Origin of the sequence: Mycobacterium sp. DL592 (assembly GCF_011694515.1) — a bacterium.
Classification (GTDB): domain Bacteria; phylum Actinomycetota; class Actinomycetes; order Mycobacteriales; family Mycobacteriaceae; genus Mycobacterium.
This window is the reverse complement of the sequence record NZ_CP050192.1, coordinates 2040213-2056190: the sequence shown is the minus strand read 5'-3', so window position 1 is coordinate 2056190 and position 15978 is coordinate 2040213. Positions and strand designations below refer to the sequence as shown.

Annotated in this window: 14 protein-coding genes; 7 read left to right on the top strand and 7 right to left on the bottom strand. The window is 68.0% G+C overall.

Annotated elements, in window-relative coordinates:
• Positions 1-2754 carry a sugar-binding domain-containing protein gene (locus HBE64_RS09950; RefSeq protein WP_208300611.1) on the bottom strand — a complete coding sequence of 918 codons (2754 nt, stop codon included), beginning with the start codon at positions 2752-2754 and terminating at the stop codon, positions 1-3.
• A 241-nt stretch (positions 2755-2995) separates the two neighbouring features.
• Here HBE64_RS09950 and HBE64_RS09945 point away from each other — a divergent pair, with 241 nt between their 5' ends.
• The 3 genes from HBE64_RS09945 to HBE64_RS09935 all read left to right on the top strand — a co-directional run bounded on the left by HBE64_RS09945 (position 2996) and on the right by HBE64_RS09935 (position 5518).
• Positions 2996-3661, top strand: coding sequence for a GNAT family N-acetyltransferase (locus HBE64_RS09945; protein WP_167101023.1), 666 nt, complete (start codon positions 2996-2998; stop codon positions 3659-3661).
• A 15-nt stretch (positions 3662-3676) separates the two neighbouring features.
• Entirely contained in the window at positions 3677-4138 is a 462-nt protein-coding gene (locus HBE64_RS09940) for a hypothetical protein (protein ID WP_167101020.1), read from the top strand.
• 96 nt (positions 4139-4234) lie between these two features.
• A complete protein-coding gene (locus tag HBE64_RS09935) occupies positions 4235-5518 on the top strand; it encodes a competence/damage-inducible protein A (protein WP_167101017.1) in 1284 nt (427 codons plus the stop codon).
• Here the strand turns inward: HBE64_RS09935 and HBE64_RS09930 are convergent.
• From HBE64_RS09930 to HBE64_RS09905, 6 genes are all read right to left on the bottom strand, one after another.
• The gene (locus HBE64_RS09930; protein WP_167101014.1) at positions 5511-5783 is read right to left on the bottom strand and encodes a hypothetical protein; all 273 of its coding nucleotides are present in this window, start codon (positions 5781-5783) and stop codon (positions 5511-5513) included. The genes HBE64_RS09935 and HBE64_RS09930 overlap by 8 nt on opposite strands.
• Positions 5784-5952: 169 nt before the next feature.
• Positions 5953-6759: a M15 family metallopeptidase gene (locus tag HBE64_RS09925; protein ID WP_208300610.1), complete on the bottom strand. Its 807-nt coding sequence runs from the start codon at positions 6757-6759 to the stop codon at positions 5953-5955.
• The gene (locus tag HBE64_RS09920) at positions 6743-7657 is read right to left on the bottom strand and encodes an alpha/beta fold hydrolase (RefSeq protein ID WP_167101011.1); all 915 of its coding nucleotides are present in this window, start codon (positions 7655-7657) and stop codon (positions 6743-6745) included. The genes HBE64_RS09925 and HBE64_RS09920 overlap by 17 nt, the downstream gene beginning before the upstream one ends.
• Before the next feature lie 58 nt (positions 7658-7715).
• A complete protein-coding gene (locus HBE64_RS09915; RefSeq protein ID WP_167101008.1) occupies positions 7716-9179 on the bottom strand; it encodes an amidase in 1464 nt (487 codons plus the stop codon).
• Between the two features lie 46 nt (positions 9180-9225).
• On the bottom strand, positions 9226-9606 hold the full coding sequence (locus tag HBE64_RS09910) for a hypothetical protein (protein WP_371744130.1): 381 nt from the start codon (positions 9604-9606) through the stop codon (positions 9226-9228).
• 420 nt (positions 9607-10026) lie between these two features.
• Complete coding sequence (locus HBE64_RS09905; RefSeq protein WP_208300609.1) at positions 10027-10899, bottom strand: helix-turn-helix transcriptional regulator; 873 nt, start codon at positions 10897-10899, stop codon at positions 10027-10029.
• 25 nt (positions 10900-10924) lie between these two features.
• Here HBE64_RS09905 and HBE64_RS09900 point away from each other — a divergent pair, with 25 nt between their 5' ends.
• The 4 genes from HBE64_RS09900 (at position 10925) to HBE64_RS09885 (ending at position 15976) form a co-directional block, all read left to right on the top strand.
• Entirely contained in the window at positions 10925-12187 is a 1263-nt protein-coding gene (locus HBE64_RS09900) for an amidohydrolase family protein (RefSeq protein WP_167100999.1), read from the top strand.
• 165 nt (positions 12188-12352) lie between these two features.
• A complete protein-coding gene (locus HBE64_RS09895) occupies positions 12353-12850 on the top strand; it encodes a lipoprotein LpqH (protein WP_243841565.1) in 498 nt (165 codons plus the stop codon).
• A 97-nt stretch (positions 12851-12947) separates the two neighbouring features.
• On the top strand, positions 12948-14636 hold the full coding sequence (locus HBE64_RS09890) for a hypothetical protein (protein ID WP_167100996.1): 1689 nt from the start codon (positions 12948-12950) through the stop codon (positions 14634-14636).
• Positions 14627-15976: a CHAT domain-containing protein gene (locus HBE64_RS09885; protein WP_167100994.1), complete on the top strand. Its 1350-nt coding sequence runs from the start codon at positions 14627-14629 to the stop codon at positions 15974-15976. Before HBE64_RS09890 ends, HBE64_RS09885 begins: the two co-directional genes overlap by 10 nt.
• Positions 15977-15978: the final 2 nt, after the last annotated feature.

Genomic DNA, 15978 nt, shown 5'->3' with positions numbered 1-15978 from the left:
TCAGCGCACTTGCACGACGACCGGAGCGCTGTTGTATCCGGTCACTCTGACCCATTGTGCCGGGGGACCGGAGTCGGGCACGGTCCCGGTGATGTCGACGGTCTCGCCGGGGAAGACGGTGACGTAGTTGTCGTCGTACTGAATCGGCAGGATCTCCTCGGACAGCGGACCGGTCAGCAGTTCGGCCCGTTCGAAGAACGCGATCTTGGGCGTCGGGTTGTGCAGCGACACGGTGACCTCGCGGGCCCCGTCGCCGGCCCTGGCACTGATGTCCAGCGGCACCTTGGGCAGGTAGTTCAGCGCGGTCATGTCGGCCCAGCTGACCTGCTTGGAGTCGAAGGCGGCGTCGTTGGCCGGCGGCCCGACGTCGTCGACCCGCTGGGACTGCCAGTAGACGTTCTGCGCGACGACCGCCCCGGATGAGTCGAGCAGTTCACATCGGACGAAGAACACCGGCGAGTCGGCGGGCCCGGGCGGCAGCGTCATCGCCGCGACGGCCCCGCCGGAGTCGACGGTGACATCGTCGGCGGCGCGGTCGTCGCGAAGTTTGCCCGTCAGGTCGTAGGTGCGCACCCGCACCCGCAGGTGGTCGCGCTTCTGGGGTGTCTGGTTGACGACGGTCACCCGGGCCTGGCGGTGATTGCCGGTGGCGTAGGAGTCGAACACCACCGAGAGCGGTTGCAAGCCCTTCTTCGCGCCGTAGTAGGCCCCGCCGGGGCGCAGGTAGTAGTCGAAGATGTTGCCGAAGAACGACGGCCAGTGGCTGTTGAGCATCCAGTAGATCGTCATCTTGTGGCCGTCCCAGCCGTTGGCGGCGAAGGACTCGAACTGCGCCCGGGTGGCCTCGTAGTGGGCCAGTTGCGCTTTGTCGGCGAACATCTCGGCGTTGACCGACGGACCGTAGCGGCGGTCGATGACGCGACGGACGTTGACCAGTTGCGAGTTCTGCGGCCCGGACCCGGCGTGAAAGAACCAGGTGTCGTTGATCGGCCACATCTTGTCCGGCGGGATGAACTTGCGCAGGCTGGCGTACGGCGGGATGTGCTCGTTGTCACCCTGCTCGGCCGAGGATCCGCGAGCCGCGCCGTAGCGGCCGCTGAACCAGTAGGACGGCGGGCGCCAGCTGTAGGGGCCGGCCATCTGGATGCCGTCCCACTGTGGCCGGCCGCCGGCGTCGCGGGCGAACGACGACACGGTGTCGACGGTCGCGTTCTGCCAGTGCAGGTCGTCGAGGATGCGGTGGTAGTCGGCCAGCACACCGGCGGGCGGCCGCCCGTCGCTGCCGTTGGCCCAGATGAACACCGACGGGTGCGAGCGCAGCCAGTCGATCTGGGAGTGCATGCTCTCCTGGGCGACGCGGCGGTCCTCGTCGTCCCACTGCTGCCATTTCTCCCACTGGTTGCAGCACATCCAGCCGTACATCAACGGGATGCCCATCTCGTCGGCCAACTCGACGAACCGGGTCGAGGAGATCTTGGACTCCAGCCGCAGCATGTTCAGGCCGAGATCCTTGACGTAGCGCAGGATCGCCGCATCGCGGTCTGGGTCGTACTTGAACAGCAGATCGGGGGTGTAGGTGGCCCCGCGCACCAGGAAGTCCCTGCCGTTGACCTTGAGGTAGAAGTTGCCGCCGGTGCCCAGGTCGGCGAAGGAGTCGTCGCTGTCGCGGCTCTGGGTGATGCTGCGGATGCCGAACTTCGAGGTGGTGACGTCGGTGGTGACGCTGTTCTGGACGAACTCCAGCCGCAGGTCGTACAGGTTGGGCGGGCCCATCGTGTAGGGCCACCACAGATCGGGGTTGGCGACGTTGAGTGCGGCGAATCGATCAGGGGTGAAGGAGATTTCACGGTCTTCGCCGGGTTGCAGCGACACCGGTTGGTCGACGTGGATGGGCGCCTTGCCGTCGCGGGTGATGGTGGCGCGCAACACCCCGCGCACCCGGTCGGCGGAGTAGTTGTGCACGCCCGCGTACACGGTCAGCCGGGCGCGGTCGGTGTCGGGCAGGGGCAACTCGGTGTTGACCGTGGCCGCGTCGATCTGCACGGGGCCGGATGTCTTGAGGTGCACGGGTTTCCAGATGCCCGCATTCCGGTCGGGTACGAACGAGTTGCCGTTGGCCGGGTTCTTGTCGGGGCCCTGGTAACCCAGATAGCGCCAGTTGATCCAGTCGTACCAACTGTCGGCGAGTTCGACACCGTCGACGTCCTGGATGGCTCGCTCCGGGGTGACCTTAACGGCCAGCGTGTTCGGCGCACCACGCCGGATCGCGGTGGTGACGTCGAGTTCGTGGTCGTTGTACATGCCGACGATCTGACGGTTGTCGGCCACCCGGCGGCCGTTGAGCCAGATCTCGGCGCGGTAGTTGATGCCGGGGAAGTCCAGCACGTAGGTCTGCTGATCGGCGGGTGCGTCGAAGGTGGTGCGATACCACCAGTCCTGTTTGTAGAGGTCCTGCGGAACCTCGGTGAGCAGGTTCTTGCCGTAGTACAGGTTGGGGTAGACGCCGTCGTCCTCGAGGATCTGCAGCACCGTGGCCGGCATGCGCTTGATGGGATGCCAACCGGAATCGTCGTAACCCGCCTGCGACACCGCGGCACCATCAGTATCGAGATTGCTCGCCGAGCTCAGTTTCCAGCCGGTGGCCAGCTCGATGTCCTGGGCGGCCGACGGCGGCGATCCGGCGACGACACCGTAGTCGCCGGCGCACACCAGCAGGAGTACGACGACGAGGATCGCTCCCAGCGTCTTCGCCACCGTCGTCTAACTCCTCGTATCAAGATCCGGGACCGGACACCCCAGCGCTACCGGTCATCTGCCGGCTGTTCATCTTTGCAGAGGGCACCCACGCGCACCGCATCCGCCGAAGCACCGGCGCCAACCCCACCATGATGCGCACAACAAGCCCGGCACGGCACCTTGGCGGCGTCCGCGCACGTCGGTGGCAGAGTTGGCACGGACCCCACCGAACTCAGCCCGCCGAACTACGCTTACTGCCATGACTCACCATGACCGCGCCGCCGCTCGCCGCGAGATTGCCGATGCTCTGTTGAAGGCTCTCGAACGCCGCCATGAAGTGCTCGACGTCATCGTCGACTCGGATGACCGGGCCTCGGCGGTGGAGGCCGTCTCCGCTCTGCTCGGCACCTCCCGCCTGGGCAGTGAAGCCGTCCTGGGGTTGTCCTTCGATCAGGTGACCAAGGCGTCCCGCGACCTCATCACCGACGAGATCAACGACCTCAACAGCCAGTTGTCGTTCACTCTGGGGGAGCGCCCGGCGAGTACGGACGAGAGCCTGCAGCTGCGGCCCTTCTCCGACGAGTCCGACCGAGACATCTTCGCCACCCGTACCCAGGAGATCGGCGCCGCCGGCGACGGTTCCGGTTCGCCCGCAGGAGACCTCGACGACGAAATCCGTTCGGCGCGTGATCGTTTGAATGCCGAGGAGGCGGCGTGGTTCGTGGCCATCGACGGTGACGAGAAGGTCGGCCTGGTGTTCGGCGAGCTGGTCGGCGGCGAGGTCAACGTCCGCATCTGGATTCATCCCGACCACCGGAAGAAGGGCTACGGCACCTCGGCGTTGCGTAAGTCGCGCGCGGAACTCGCCGCCGCTTTCCCCGCCGTACCGCTGGTGGTGCGCGCTCCCGGCGCTGCGCTGCGCTGACCGGGGACGGCCGAGATGAGCATCGCGGTACATGTGCTCCTGCTGGTCATCGGCATCGCCGCCGTACTGGCGCTGATCGCCTTGCCGATCGTGCTCATCTTCCGCGGCAAATACCGTGCAGCCGCCGGTGAACTCGACACCGAATTGGCGGCCGAGACCATCATCCGGCCGCTGGAGAAGGGCAATTACCAAGGTGCGACCGCGCCGGGCTTTCCTGCGGTCAAGAACAGTGGGCGCATCGCGCTGACCCGCCGTCGGCTGGTATTCGTGACGCTAACCGGGACGAGGATCGAGATCCCTGTGGACGCGATCACCGGGCTGCGGCTGGCCAAGGTGTTCAAGGGCAACGTCGTCGGCAGCTGGACGCATCTCGTGATCCGCACCGCAGCCGGCGAAATCGGCTTCTTCGTCAAGGACACCAACGCCTGGCTGCAGGCGCTCGGGCAAGTGACCGGGCTGACGCCCGACCCGGTGTGACCGCGAGCGTGCGAGTCGGCACGGCGACACGCGGTGTTCGCGTGCATTCACCGCGCGCTCGTTGTCGGTGCGGCGGCGCTGCGTAATCTCGCACCTATGAGCGCACGCGCGGGAATCGTGGTGACCGGAACCGAGGTGCTGACCGGGCGGGTGGCCGACCGCAACGGTCCCTGGGTCGCCGACCGCCTGCTGGAGCTGGGTGTCGAGCTGGCCCACATCACGATCTGCGGTGACCGGGCCGCCGATATCGAAGCCCAATTGCGGTTCCTGGCCGCTGAAGGCGTCGACCTGATCGTCACCACCGGCGGGCTGGGCCCGACCGCCGACGACATGACGGTGGAGACGGTGGCGCGATTCTGCGGACGGGAACTGATCCTCGACGCCGCACTCGAAGCCAAGATCGCGGCGATCCTGAAGTCGCTGATGGCCCGCTACACCGGGGTCGACTTCGACGCCGTCATGGCCGCCAACCGCAAGCAGGCGATGGTGCCTGCGGGGGCTGAGGTCATCGACCCGGTGGGCACCGCACCTGGGGTGGTGGTGCCCGGCACGCCTGTGGTGCTCGTGCTTCCCGGGCCGCCGCGTGAACTGCAGGCGATGTGGCCGAATGCGGTGGCGAGCGGGATCGTGCAGACGGCCATCGCGGGACGGACGGTGTACCACCAGGACACCGTCCGCATGTTCGGGCTGGCCGAATCCGGCCTCGCCGAAACACTGCGGGAGGCCGAGCGCACCATCGCAGACTTCACCGAGCTGGAGATCACCACCTGCCTGCGCCGCGGCGAGGTCGAGATGGTCACCCGCTACGAACCGCACAGCGCGGCGGTCTACGACCGGCTGATGACGCTGCTCCGCGAGCGGCACGGCGCGATGGTCTTCTCCGAGGACGGGTCGCTGGTCGACGACCAGGTGGCGGCGCTGCTGGCCCGCCGGCGCATCGCCACGGCCGAGTCGTGCACCGCCGGGATGCTGGCCGCCCGCCTCACCGACCGCCCGGGCTCCTCGGACTACGTCGCAGGCGGAGTCGTCGCTTATGCCAACGAAGCCAAGACCGCCCTGCTGGGCGTCGACGCCGGCCTCATCGAAGCCCACGGGGCGGTGTCGCAGGAAGTCGCCGAGGCGATGGCCGCAGGTGCTTTGGACCGCTTCGGCGCCGACACCGCAGTCTCGATCACCGGCATCGCGGGCCCAGGGGGCGGAACACCAGACAAACCGGTGGGCACGGTGTGGTTCTGCGTGCGGCTCTCCGACGGCACGACGGTGAGCCGGTCGGTGCGTCTGCCCGGGGAACGCTCGGATATCCGGGAGCGCTCGACGACCGTGGCGATGCACATGCTGCGCCGGACGCTTCTGGGCGAGACCGGCCCGACGTTCAGTTGAGGCAGATCGCGGCGTCGTCGACGTCGCCGTCGCGGTTCACGGTGGAATCCAGATCGCACAGTGCGAAGAACCGGCCGCCGAGATGGGCCAGCTCTACGACGATCTCGGCCCGATCCAGGCCCGCGTCCAGTGCGGCGTCGAGCAGTTCCACGATCTGGTCGCGGCAGACGTGGGCGCCGTCGGTCCGGATGTCGGCGGCCTGCGCACGGCGAGCCGCGCGGATCATCCGCCAGGCGTAGTCCCTCTCGTCAGCGAACTCGGTCATCCGGGGAGCCTTTCGACGGCGGTGCGACGTGAACGCCGTCAATGCACCGGTTGCTTCAGTACGGGCCTCACACTGCCGCGGTGCGACGGCCCACGACCAGAGACTTGTGGCCCACTTTAGGCGGGACGTTCGCCATGACAAACCGACGAAAGGTCGGATTCGTAGGCGCTCAACGGATTCCGGCTAACGCGGACGGATCCACCGGAAAGTCGAAATAGGTGTCGGGGTAGGGCTCCGGCTGGTAGGTGAAGTGCCACCACTCCTGGTCGTAGTTGACGAAGCCCTGGTGTTCGAGCCCTTCTTTGAGCAGCAGTCGGTTCTTGAGCTCGTCACCGCCCACCCGCTGGCCGAGGGTGTGGGCGAGAGTGTCGAAGCAGTCGAATCCGGTCCCCATGTCGATGGAGTTGTCGGGAAACCGGACATCTTGTGGCGCAGCGCAATCCACCAATGGCTGGCCAGCGGCATAGGGCGCCTCGACAGCCGCGGGCAGCGCTACCAGCGTGAGGTCCACTGTGCTTCCTCTGCTGTGCCCGGACTTCTCCGCGATGTAGCCGTCCGCGAAGAGCGCAGACTTGTCCACCCGCGGATAGAACTCCGGTTTCATCCGCTGATCGGCGAGATCCCGCGCCCACGCGACGAAGTCGTTGACAGCGCGTTGCGGCCGATAGCAGTCGTAGACCTTGAGGCTGTAGCCGCGCTCGAGGAAGTCCTGCTGGGCGCGGTGCAGCGCGTCGGCGGCCTGGCGGGTCAGGATGCACGTCGGGCTGCGGTAACCATCGACCGGATCGCCGGTGAAATTGTGCGCGGTGACGTAGCGCATCTCCTGCAGGATCGACGGGTCGACGTCCAGTAGTGCCACGAAGTCGGCGGGCGCGGCCGGATCAGGTTGGGCCACTGCAGGCGCCGAGCCTGCGACGGCCACCGCCGTTGCGGCCGCGATCAGCCAAAGACGCCTGTGCTCAGCGCTTTTCGTCACGATCCCAGAAGTCGAGCATGGTACCCAGAATGTCCTCGGCGCGCCCGAGGCCGGCGAGGTGGCTTTCCCCGGGAAGCCGGTGGAGTTCGGCGTCGGGCAGCGCACTGACGACGTGGCGGCCGTGGTCGAACGGCACTATGTGGTCGCGGTCGCCGTGCCACCACCGGACCGGCACCTTGACCTCGTCGAGACGGAAGCCCCAGTCGCGGGCGAAGACCACGATGTCGGCGAACGGCGCCGCCAGCTGCTTTCGGCTCCCGTTGAGAAGATCGTCGAGGAACATCGCCTTGAACTCGGGGCGAACCAGCATCTTGCGGTCGGCCTCGGGGGAGATGGCGGCGTAGATGTAGAGGGCCGGTCCGGCCACCGGACGGACCAGCCGGATGAAGGTACTGGCGGCCAGCCGGATGGGTCCGCCGGCCACCTCGATGAGCGGAGCCACGACCGAGCCGAGCGCCATCAGCCCCCCGCCGATCGCATCGGGCCCCACCGTCGGGGCCACCCCGCCCAGGACGCCGACAGCGACGATCCGCTCGGGCAGGGCGGCCGCGCAGCCCAGGGTGTAGGGGCCGCCACCGGACAGCCCGACGACGGCCATCGTGTCGACGCCGAGGGTGTCGGCGATGGTGGTGAAGTCGCTGGAGAAGGACAGCACGTTGTCGTACTGGAACGGTGTCGAGGACCCGATCCCGGGCCGGTCGATACCGATGAGCCGGATGCCGCGTTGCTCGGCGAAGACCCGGGCCTCCATCGGGATCTGGCGGCGCGCACCGGGAGTGCCGTGCAACCAGAACACGGCGCGGCCCTGCGGATCACCAAACTCCGCGAAGCCGATCTGGCGTCCCTCGCCGACGGCGATATTGCCTTCCAGCTTCGGGCGGGCGATAGAGACAGCCATGGCCTCAGTCTCGCACGGGCATCACACGGCTCCGTACGAGTTCACCGGATGGCAGAACTCAGTCCCGGCCCAGCCAGCCCGGAGGCCGCCGGGCCGCCCATGGCAGCACGGTCTCGAGCTGGGCGGCCAGCTGGAGCAGCACCGTTTCCTCGGGTGCGGTCAGCAGAACCCCGATCGGCAGGCCGTCGGGGGTGGCGGCCAGCGGCAGCGAGATCGACGCCCACCCGGTGACGTTGGCCATCGTCGTCCATCCGGTGTGAGCGAACTCGACGTCGAAGAACGCCCGGGTGGTGCCGCGCGGTTGGTCGAGCACCCGATAGGGCGGCGGCGGCGCGAGCAGCGTCGGCGTCAGAAGCACGTCATGCCCGGCCATCCCGGCCGCGAAGAATCGGGTCTGGCCGTGCAGCGTGTCGATGGCATCGGCGTAGGCCACACCGGTGGTGTCAACGCCCTCGCGCATCATCACCCAGCTGCTCGGCTCGAACTCGTCCTCGCGCGGCTCGCGGCCGAGATGGTCCGTGGCGAAGTTGTACAGCTGCACGTTGCTCACGTTGTGCAGGACAGCGATAGCGTCGGCCACCGCGTCGGCGTCGAAGACCGGGGCGCCGGGGGCGATCCGGTGGCCCAGGCTCTCCAGCGCCCGTGCGGCCGACTCCACGGCGGCGACCACCAGCGGGTCGGTGCCAGGGCCCGGGAACGGCGACTGCGTGGTAACCAAAATCCGCTGGGTGGCCGGCGTGTCGTGTATTGCGCGGGCGAATGGCTGGGCGGGCGGGGCCGCGTTGTACGGGTCGCCCGGCGCGGATCCGGTGACCGCGTCCAGCAGGGCCGCGCTGTCGCGTACAGTCCGGGTGAGCGCGTGTTCGACGGCCAGCCCTTCCAGAAGGTGCCCGCCCGGGGCGAATGAGGTGCGCGCGCGTCGTGGCTTGAGCCCGACCAGCCCGCAACACGACGCGGGCACCCGGATCGAGCCGGTACCGTCGCCGCCGGACGCGGCCGGTACCACCCCGGCGGCCACGGCCGACGCCGATCCGCCGGACGAGCCGCCCGGTGTGATCGCCGGTGACCACGGATTGACGGTCGGACCGAACAGTGACGGCTCGGTGGTGCAGTGGTTTCCCCACTCCGGGGTGTTGGTCTTGCCGAACACCACCAGACCTGCGTCCAGATAGCGCTCGACGATCCAGGCGGTCTGGCCGGCGACGTGGGTGCGCAGTGCCCGGCTGCCCATCGCTTCGGGCGCGCCTGCCAGAGAGGCGCCAAGATCCTTGAGCAGGAAGGGAACTCCGGCCAGCGGACCGGCCGCGCCGCTTCGCAACGACCCGGACGCGTCGAGGGCGGCGGCCTGCTCCCGGCCCCGGTCGAAGAGATCGGTGATGACGGCGTTGAGACGGCGCGCTGCTTCCAGCCGCCAGATCGCGGCATCGAGAAGTTCTACCGCCGATACCCCACCGGCCGCAGCCAGCGCGGCCTGTCCGAGGGCGTCGAGGTCCGCCAGTTCGGCGGCGAATGTGGCATCCATTGCCCGCGATCCTTGCCGCAGCAGAGCGCGGCGGCAAGCCGAGCGGTCAGTTGCCGCCGGGGGAGAGCAGTTGGGTCGCCTCGTTCTGCTGGGCGGCGGCCTGCTGGGCGGCTTCCTGGTCCTTGGCGGCCTGGGCGTCCTCGCTGGCCTTCTCGGCCTGACCCTCCGGGCTGGCCAGGGAGTTGCCCGGCTTACCGGCCGATGCCAGCTTGGCGTTGCAGTTCAAGAACAGCAGCACGGTGTCGGTGACCGCGCTGAAGTTGTCGCCCTTGAGCCAGGGCGCCTTCTGCGAGCGCGTCACCACGCAGTCGGCCTGCGAGACGGCGTCACCGACCGATGAGGCGATCACCGCCTTCTGCCCAGCTCCGCTGATGGCCGAGGACGCATCCGAGTAGGACTTGCCCGCGTAGTCGTCGGCGTTCGCCACACCGGTTCCGACGAATGTGACAGATACCGCAGTGAGGGCAAAGGCCCTGAGTCCAAGCCCGATGACCTTGTTCACGTTTGCCTCCCGCGCCCATCTCCATACAGCTGCGTCACAGTCATCTGGACGAGAAGTCACAGGATAGAGTGATTTTCTGCGAATTAGCTGCATGGAGACTGCGAGCCGGCTGCGAGCCGGCTGGGTCCGGCGGTACCGACGGGTCGTCGCACACAGGCACGACACCGGACACCTGCACGACAACACCGGTTCGCCCGAATGCGGTTCACTGGGGTTATGACATCAACACGGCGGCACCGGGTATCCCGGATGCGCGACCCGCTGTCGGTGGGATTCGAGGCACATCGCGGGCTGTTGATTCTGCGGTTGCGCTGGCATGAACGGGCGGCCCGCCGGGCGGGATCCTCACATGCCGGTGGTGTTGACCCGGGATCGGTATGACGACGGCGTCTCGCCGCAGAACTGGGTGAATGCCCGGGTGAACGACCCGACGCTGTCGAAGCCCACGGCCGAGGCGGTTTGCGCCACCCGCTGGCCGGGGGCAGCGAGCAGAGCCATGGCACGCAGCATCCTCGCATGCAGAAGATAAGTGCGCCAAGACAATCCGACCTCACCTTGAAACTGGCGCCGCAACGTGCGCTCGGAGACGGCGACGGCACGGCACACCTGTTCGAGGCTGACCGACTGCAGGTTCTCCTTGGTGTAGGCCATGGCCGCGGCGACGACCGGATCCTCGGAAGTCGGAAGGCTCAGTGGCGCTTCATGATCCAGCGCCTCGGCCACCAGGTTGGCCAGGGTGGTGAAGAACGAGTCGGAGACCCTGTCCTCTTCGGCGGCACCTCCGCCCCGGGCGATGGGCCAGCGCATCGCATAGAGCAGCATCTCGCGCAGCAACGGGGACACCGCCAGGATGCGCGCGCGGTCCCCGGGGTTGGGCAGCACCGACGGGTCGAACATCACCGCGAGCGTCTTGACCGACGGGTTCATCGTCGCCTGGTGCTGCAGACCGGCCGGAATCCAGGCCGCCTGTTGCGGCGGCAGAAGATAGTGGGCGGCGGCCGTCTCCACTTCAACGACGCCGCCGATGGCGTACTCGATCTGGTGAACGTCGTGCACGTGCCAGCCGGTGACCAGCAGGTCACCCTCGTACAGATAACTGCCGGCCAGGACCCGGCCACCGCGCCGCAGTTCGATCTGGGCAACGTTGGCCGGTTCGGCGTGCGGCCTGGTTTTGGCCGTTTGGGCCAAGTCTCTGGCCGAATGCGCGGAGACGGTCACGAATATCGAGGGTACAACTGACCGCATGAACGTTGACGACCTGATCCTGGTGAGCATCGACGACCACGTGGTCGAACCGCCCGACATGTTCCTGCGCCATGTCCCGGCCAGGTACCGCGACGACGCTCCCATCGTGGTGACCGACGACAAAGGCGTCGACCAGTGGATGTATCAGGGTCGTCCGCAGGGCGTCAGCGGACTCAACGCCGTGGTGTCCTGGCCCGCCGAGGAGTGGGGCCGTGACCCGGCCGGCTTCGCCGAGATGCGCCCCGGGGTCTACGACGTCCACGAGCGCGTCCGAGACATGAACCGCAACGGCATCCTGGCCTCGATGTGCTTCCCGACATTCACCGGTTTCTCCGCGCGTCACCTCAACATGACACGCGAAGACGTCACCCTGGTCATGGTGTCGGCATACAACGACTGGCACATCGACGAGTGGGCTGGTTCCTACCCGGACCGCTTCATCCCGATCGCGATCCTGCCGACGTGGACGCCCGAGGGGATGTGTAACGAGATCCGCCGGGTGGCCGCCAAGGGCTGCCGGGCGGTGACGATGCCGGAACTGCCGCACCTGGAAGGACTTCCGAGTTACCACGACGAGGACTACTGGGGCCCGGTGTTCCGGACGCTCTCTGAGGAGAACGTGGTGATGTGCCTGCACATCGGCACCGGCTTCGGGGCGATCAGCATGGCGCCCAACGCGCCGATCGACAACATGATCATCCTGGCCACCCAGGTGTCGGCGATGTGCGCCCAGGACCTGCTGTGGGGCCCGGCGATGCGCAACTATCCGGACCTGAAGTTCGCGTTCTCCGAGGGCGGCATCGGATGGATTCCGTTCTACCTCGACCGCAGCGACCGGCACTACACCAACCAGAAGTGGCTGCGCCGCGACTTCGGCGACAAACTGCCCAGCGATGTCTTCCGCGAGCACTCGCTGGCCTGCTACGTCACCGACAAGACGTCACTGAAACTGCGTCACGAGATCGGCATCGACATCATCGCCTGGGAGTGCGACTACCCGCACTCGGACTGCTTCTGGCCGGACGCCCCGGAGAAGGTGCTCGCCGAGCTGAACGCCGCGGGCGCATCGGACTCCGACATCGACAAGATCACCTGGGCGAACTCCTGCCGGTTCTTCAGCTGGGATCCCTTCGCCCGCACGCCGAAAGAGCAGGCCGCCGTCGGCGCACTGCGCGCCAAGGCCACCGACGTCGACACCTCGATCCGCTCGCGGGCCGAGTGGGCGCGACTGTTCGACGCCAAGCAGTTCGCCAAGGCCTGAGCAGGTCTTCCGCCGAAACCGACGGATGGCCGCGGAAGTGCGAGTAATCCGCGCCATTACGTCGATCTCGGCGGCGAAGAAGTTGGTATCGGTAGCCGGGGACCGCACCTGTACTTGCTCATGACGGCGCCACCTGGGCGACGCACATGAGCGAAGGGAAAACCCGTGAAACGAGTTCTCGCGGTCGGTATCGGCGTGATCGGCTGCAGCATGCTGCTGATGGCGTGCTCCGACAACAACAGCAGCGGCAAGAGCACCGCATCGGCAACCGGTTCAGCGCCGACCAGCGCCACCGTTGCAAGCGGGGGAACCACCTCGGTCAAGGTCGACGGGAACGACCTGCCGGGTTTGGACCTCAGCACGGTGACGTGCGTGAAGCAGGGCGGCAACATCAACATCGCCAGTGGCGCAGTCGGCGGTCAGCAGGGTCTCGGTGTGGTCATGACCGACGAACCCACACCGAAGGTGACCTCCCTTGGCATGGTCGTGGATGGCAACGCACTCGCGGTCAGCGACAACATGGGAGTCAAGACCGGTTCTGCCGACGTGAAGGTGGACGGCAGCACCTACACCATCAGCGGTGAGGCCGCCGGCGCGGACATGAAGAACCCGATGGCCGGGATGATCACCAAGAAGTTCGAGATCACCGTCAGCTGCAAGTGAGTTGAGCCAGCATGGGGAGGGATGGCGGACGTGTCATGCACGTCCGCCATCCCGGCGTTTGTCCGGACTGACGACGCGGCCGATTTATGATGCAGCCGTGTCGATCCCCGGCGAGCTGGAGCGCGCTCGCCAGCTCATCCTGGCCGCCAAGGAAGAAGCGGCCAAAGATCTTCTGTTGTCGGTGCTGCCCGAGATCGAGCGCGAGGACCGCGACGATCTGGCTCTGGAGGTGTTCGCCTTACTCGGCGAGCTGTACCTGAACCGGACCGCCTACGACGGCACCGAAGAGTGCATACAGCGCATCGACGATTGCCTGGCGGCCTATGCCGACGCCGCACCGGGATCCGAGGAAGACCACATGCGCTCGCGCTACCGGCTACGGGCCCAGTTCCTGAGGGTGGGTCTGGCCGCGGCGTACGGGGAGCACGAAGCGGCCGCCACCGAACTGGTGGCCCTGCAGGACGACGACTGTGTGCAGCGATTCCCCGACCTGGCCGCCGACCGCCAACACCTCGGCGCCCTGGCCGGGGTGCTGTGCGCGACGGCGCTTTCCGACGACGACCTGCACCCCCGCGCGGCAGCGTTGTGGCGCAAGATCATTCCGGTCATCGACGACCTCACCGAGCCCTCGGACGCCGTCGACCAGTTGCTCGTCACCGGCGGTCTGGCCTATGGCCGGTTCTGTGTGGAGACCGGCCGGCTGGCCGAGGGCGAGCAGTGGCTGCACCGGGCAGGCGCGCGAGCGCAGCGCCGGGACTGGAAATTGTATTGCGCGCGAGCAGAACTCGAGACCGCGGCCGCCAGCTGGATGCGAGGTGACCACCAGACCACCGAGCGCCTCGTCGGCGGGGCCTACCCGGTGATCGCCGAGGGCAACCGCGCCCATGACGTCTCGCGGTCGTGGCTGTACTTCGGGCTCACCCGGCTGGGCGTGGGAATGGTGGAAGCCGCCGACGAATCGTGGTCGCATGCCGAGCGGCACTGGCGCGAGCTCGGCAAGCCGTTGCATATCCATCGGATCCTGGTGCAGCGCAGCTGGATATCGGTGTTCCGTGGTCGGTTCGCCGAGGCCCTCGAACTGGTGGCACAGGCTCGCGAACTGCTGGATCAGTGGCCCCGCTCGAGCTGGCTGCAGTACGCCCGGCTCGACGATCACCTCGGCAACATCTGGCGAGCGGATGCGCTGGCGGACATGGGCTTCGACGGGATCAGTGAGCCGACCGACGACTTCAAGGCGACGGAGGCCCGACAGGCGGCATCGCTGGGTGTCACCCGGGTCGAGCTGGGAAGCGACGCGCACCGCAGCGCGATGGCGAAACTGGAACGCGCCGCCGAGTTCAAGATCCCGGCCGCCCTCGCCGTCGACTCGGTGCGGTACTCGATGATGGACGCGGAGTCCCGCTGGCGCTGGGGAGCCCACGTGTCGGGGCGGATGCTGGCCGGCGCTTTCTCGGTGGCCTGGGAGTGGGAGAACACCGAGCTGCTTAGCGAACTCATCGAATACCACAGCGCCCGAGGGACGTTCGCCCACGAGCCGCTCGGCGAGGCATCGGTGTGGGATAGCGGTGTCAGCACGGCGGTGGTCGCCGACACCGCGGCAGAAGAGGCACTGGCCGCGGGCGGGGGATCGGTCGACGGCCTCACCCTGACCACGCTGGGCCCACTGCCGCGACTGCAGATGGATCCTGCCCGCGCACCGATTCTCGAGCACTACCGCCAGCTGGCGGCCAGCCGCTATGGGCAGACCGTGACCGCTGACGGCCCGGCGTGGTCGACATGGCCATGACCGCCACCACACTCGTGCTGCGGTTCGCCGACCTCGGCGTCGCGACCTACGGCAGCCTGCGGGTGGTCGGCCGGCCCGAGCGCACGGTGACCTGGGTGGTGGAGGAACCGATCCTGCTTGCCGCCATCGAGGAACTGCAGGGCGCACTGCCCGACCCCGAAGGTGCCGAGACACTGGCCGAAGCGCTGGAGCGGGCGCTGACCACCGGCCCGTTCGCCACCGCCGAACGCGAGCTGACGCTGGCCTACATCCTCGGGGTGCTGCTGATCTCCGCGCCGGCCTGGCAGCTGCTGGCCGAATGCGCCTCCGATCCGCTTCCGCTGCTGTACATCTCGCCGAGTGCCCGGCTGGCCCGCATCCCATGGGGTCTGCTGGCCCTGCCGCTGGCGGGCCCCAGCCGCGAAGAGCTGGTCGCAGCCCGGGCAGCCGCGATCACCACCAGGGGCACCACGGCCGCCCGCATCCTCTGGCAGCTAGCCGATATCTCCGCCCTGACCGAGGGCCGTCGGCTGATTGAACTGGCCGATGTGCTGATGGCCGTGCCACCCAATATCGCGCACGCCCCGCGCACCCCGGCCAGCTGGCCCGAAAGGCACAGTGCAGCAGCACTTCTGGTGCTCGACCCGCGGGTGCCCGGTCAACGCCCCGACTCGCCGCTGGGATCGGTGCTGGGCCGGCCGTCGCCCGACACCCGGCTGTCCCGGCATTTCGCCGAGGTCATGGCAGCCCACCCGGTTCTGCCAAGTGCGGCATCGGCGGTCGAGCTGTTTCGCCGTACCGACGCCGACCGGGCGTGGCTGGCCACCCAGTTGCAACACCAACCGAGCCGGCTGCTCTACGTCGGGCACGCCAGCGCCGCCGAGCGCGCCCACGGCTACGCCGACCGCGCCGCGATTCACCTGGCGTGCACCTCCGCTCAGCCCGGCGCCGCCGAGCCGGTCGGCGATCACCGGCCGCTGCTGGCCGCCGACCTGATGTCCGCGCAACTGCCGATGCCGCCGCGGGTGGCGCTGCTGGCCTGCGGTTCGGGTGGGGACTACCAGTTCGACGAGGCGACCGGACTGGTGGCCGCGATGGTGCTGTGCGGCAGCCAGCTGGTCACCGCGACGTTGTGGTCGCTGCCCACCACCGCCGGCTACCGCCGGTTCACCTCGTCGATCGGCGATCCGATGGCTGAGGTCGTTATCGCCGTCGACGACGCCCACCGGTCCGACGACGCCGCACTGGCCCTCAACGCCTGGCAGCGCACGCAGATGCGGCACTGGCGCAACGGCGACACCAGCGCCTGCCCGCTGTACTGGGCCGCGCTGGTGACGTTCTCGGTGGACGGTGCGCGGTGAGC

Excerpts from the sequence above, each read along its gene's own strand:
- HBE64_RS09915 (WP_167101008.1), bottom strand. The coding sequence starts at position 9,179 with ATGGATGCCACATTCGCCGCCGAACTGGCGGACCTCGACGCCCTCGGA.
- HBE64_RS09940 (WP_167101020.1), top strand. The coding sequence starts at position 3,677 with ATGAGCATCGCGGTACATGTGCTCCTGCTGGTCATCGGCATCGCCGCC.
- HBE64_RS09920 (WP_167101011.1), bottom strand. The coding sequence starts at position 7,657 with ATGGCTGTCTCTATCGCCCGCCCGAAGCTGGAAGGCAATATCGCCGTC.
- HBE64_RS09900 (WP_167100999.1), top strand. The coding sequence starts at position 10,925 with ATGAACGTTGACGACCTGATCCTGGTGAGCATCGACGACCACGTGGTC.
- HBE64_RS09930 (WP_167101014.1), bottom strand. The coding sequence starts at position 5,783 with ATGACCGAGTTCGCTGACGAGAGGGACTACGCCTGGCGGATGATCCGC.
- HBE64_RS09885 (WP_167100994.1), top strand. The coding sequence starts at position 14,627 with ATGGCCATGACCGCCACCACACTCGTGCTGCGGTTCGCCGACCTCGGC.
- HBE64_RS09935 (WP_167101017.1), top strand. The coding sequence starts at position 4,235 with ATGAGCGCACGCGCGGGAATCGTGGTGACCGGAACCGAGGTGCTGACC.
- HBE64_RS09945 (WP_167101023.1), top strand. The coding sequence starts at position 2,996 with ATGACTCACCATGACCGCGCCGCCGCTCGCCGCGAGATTGCCGATGCT.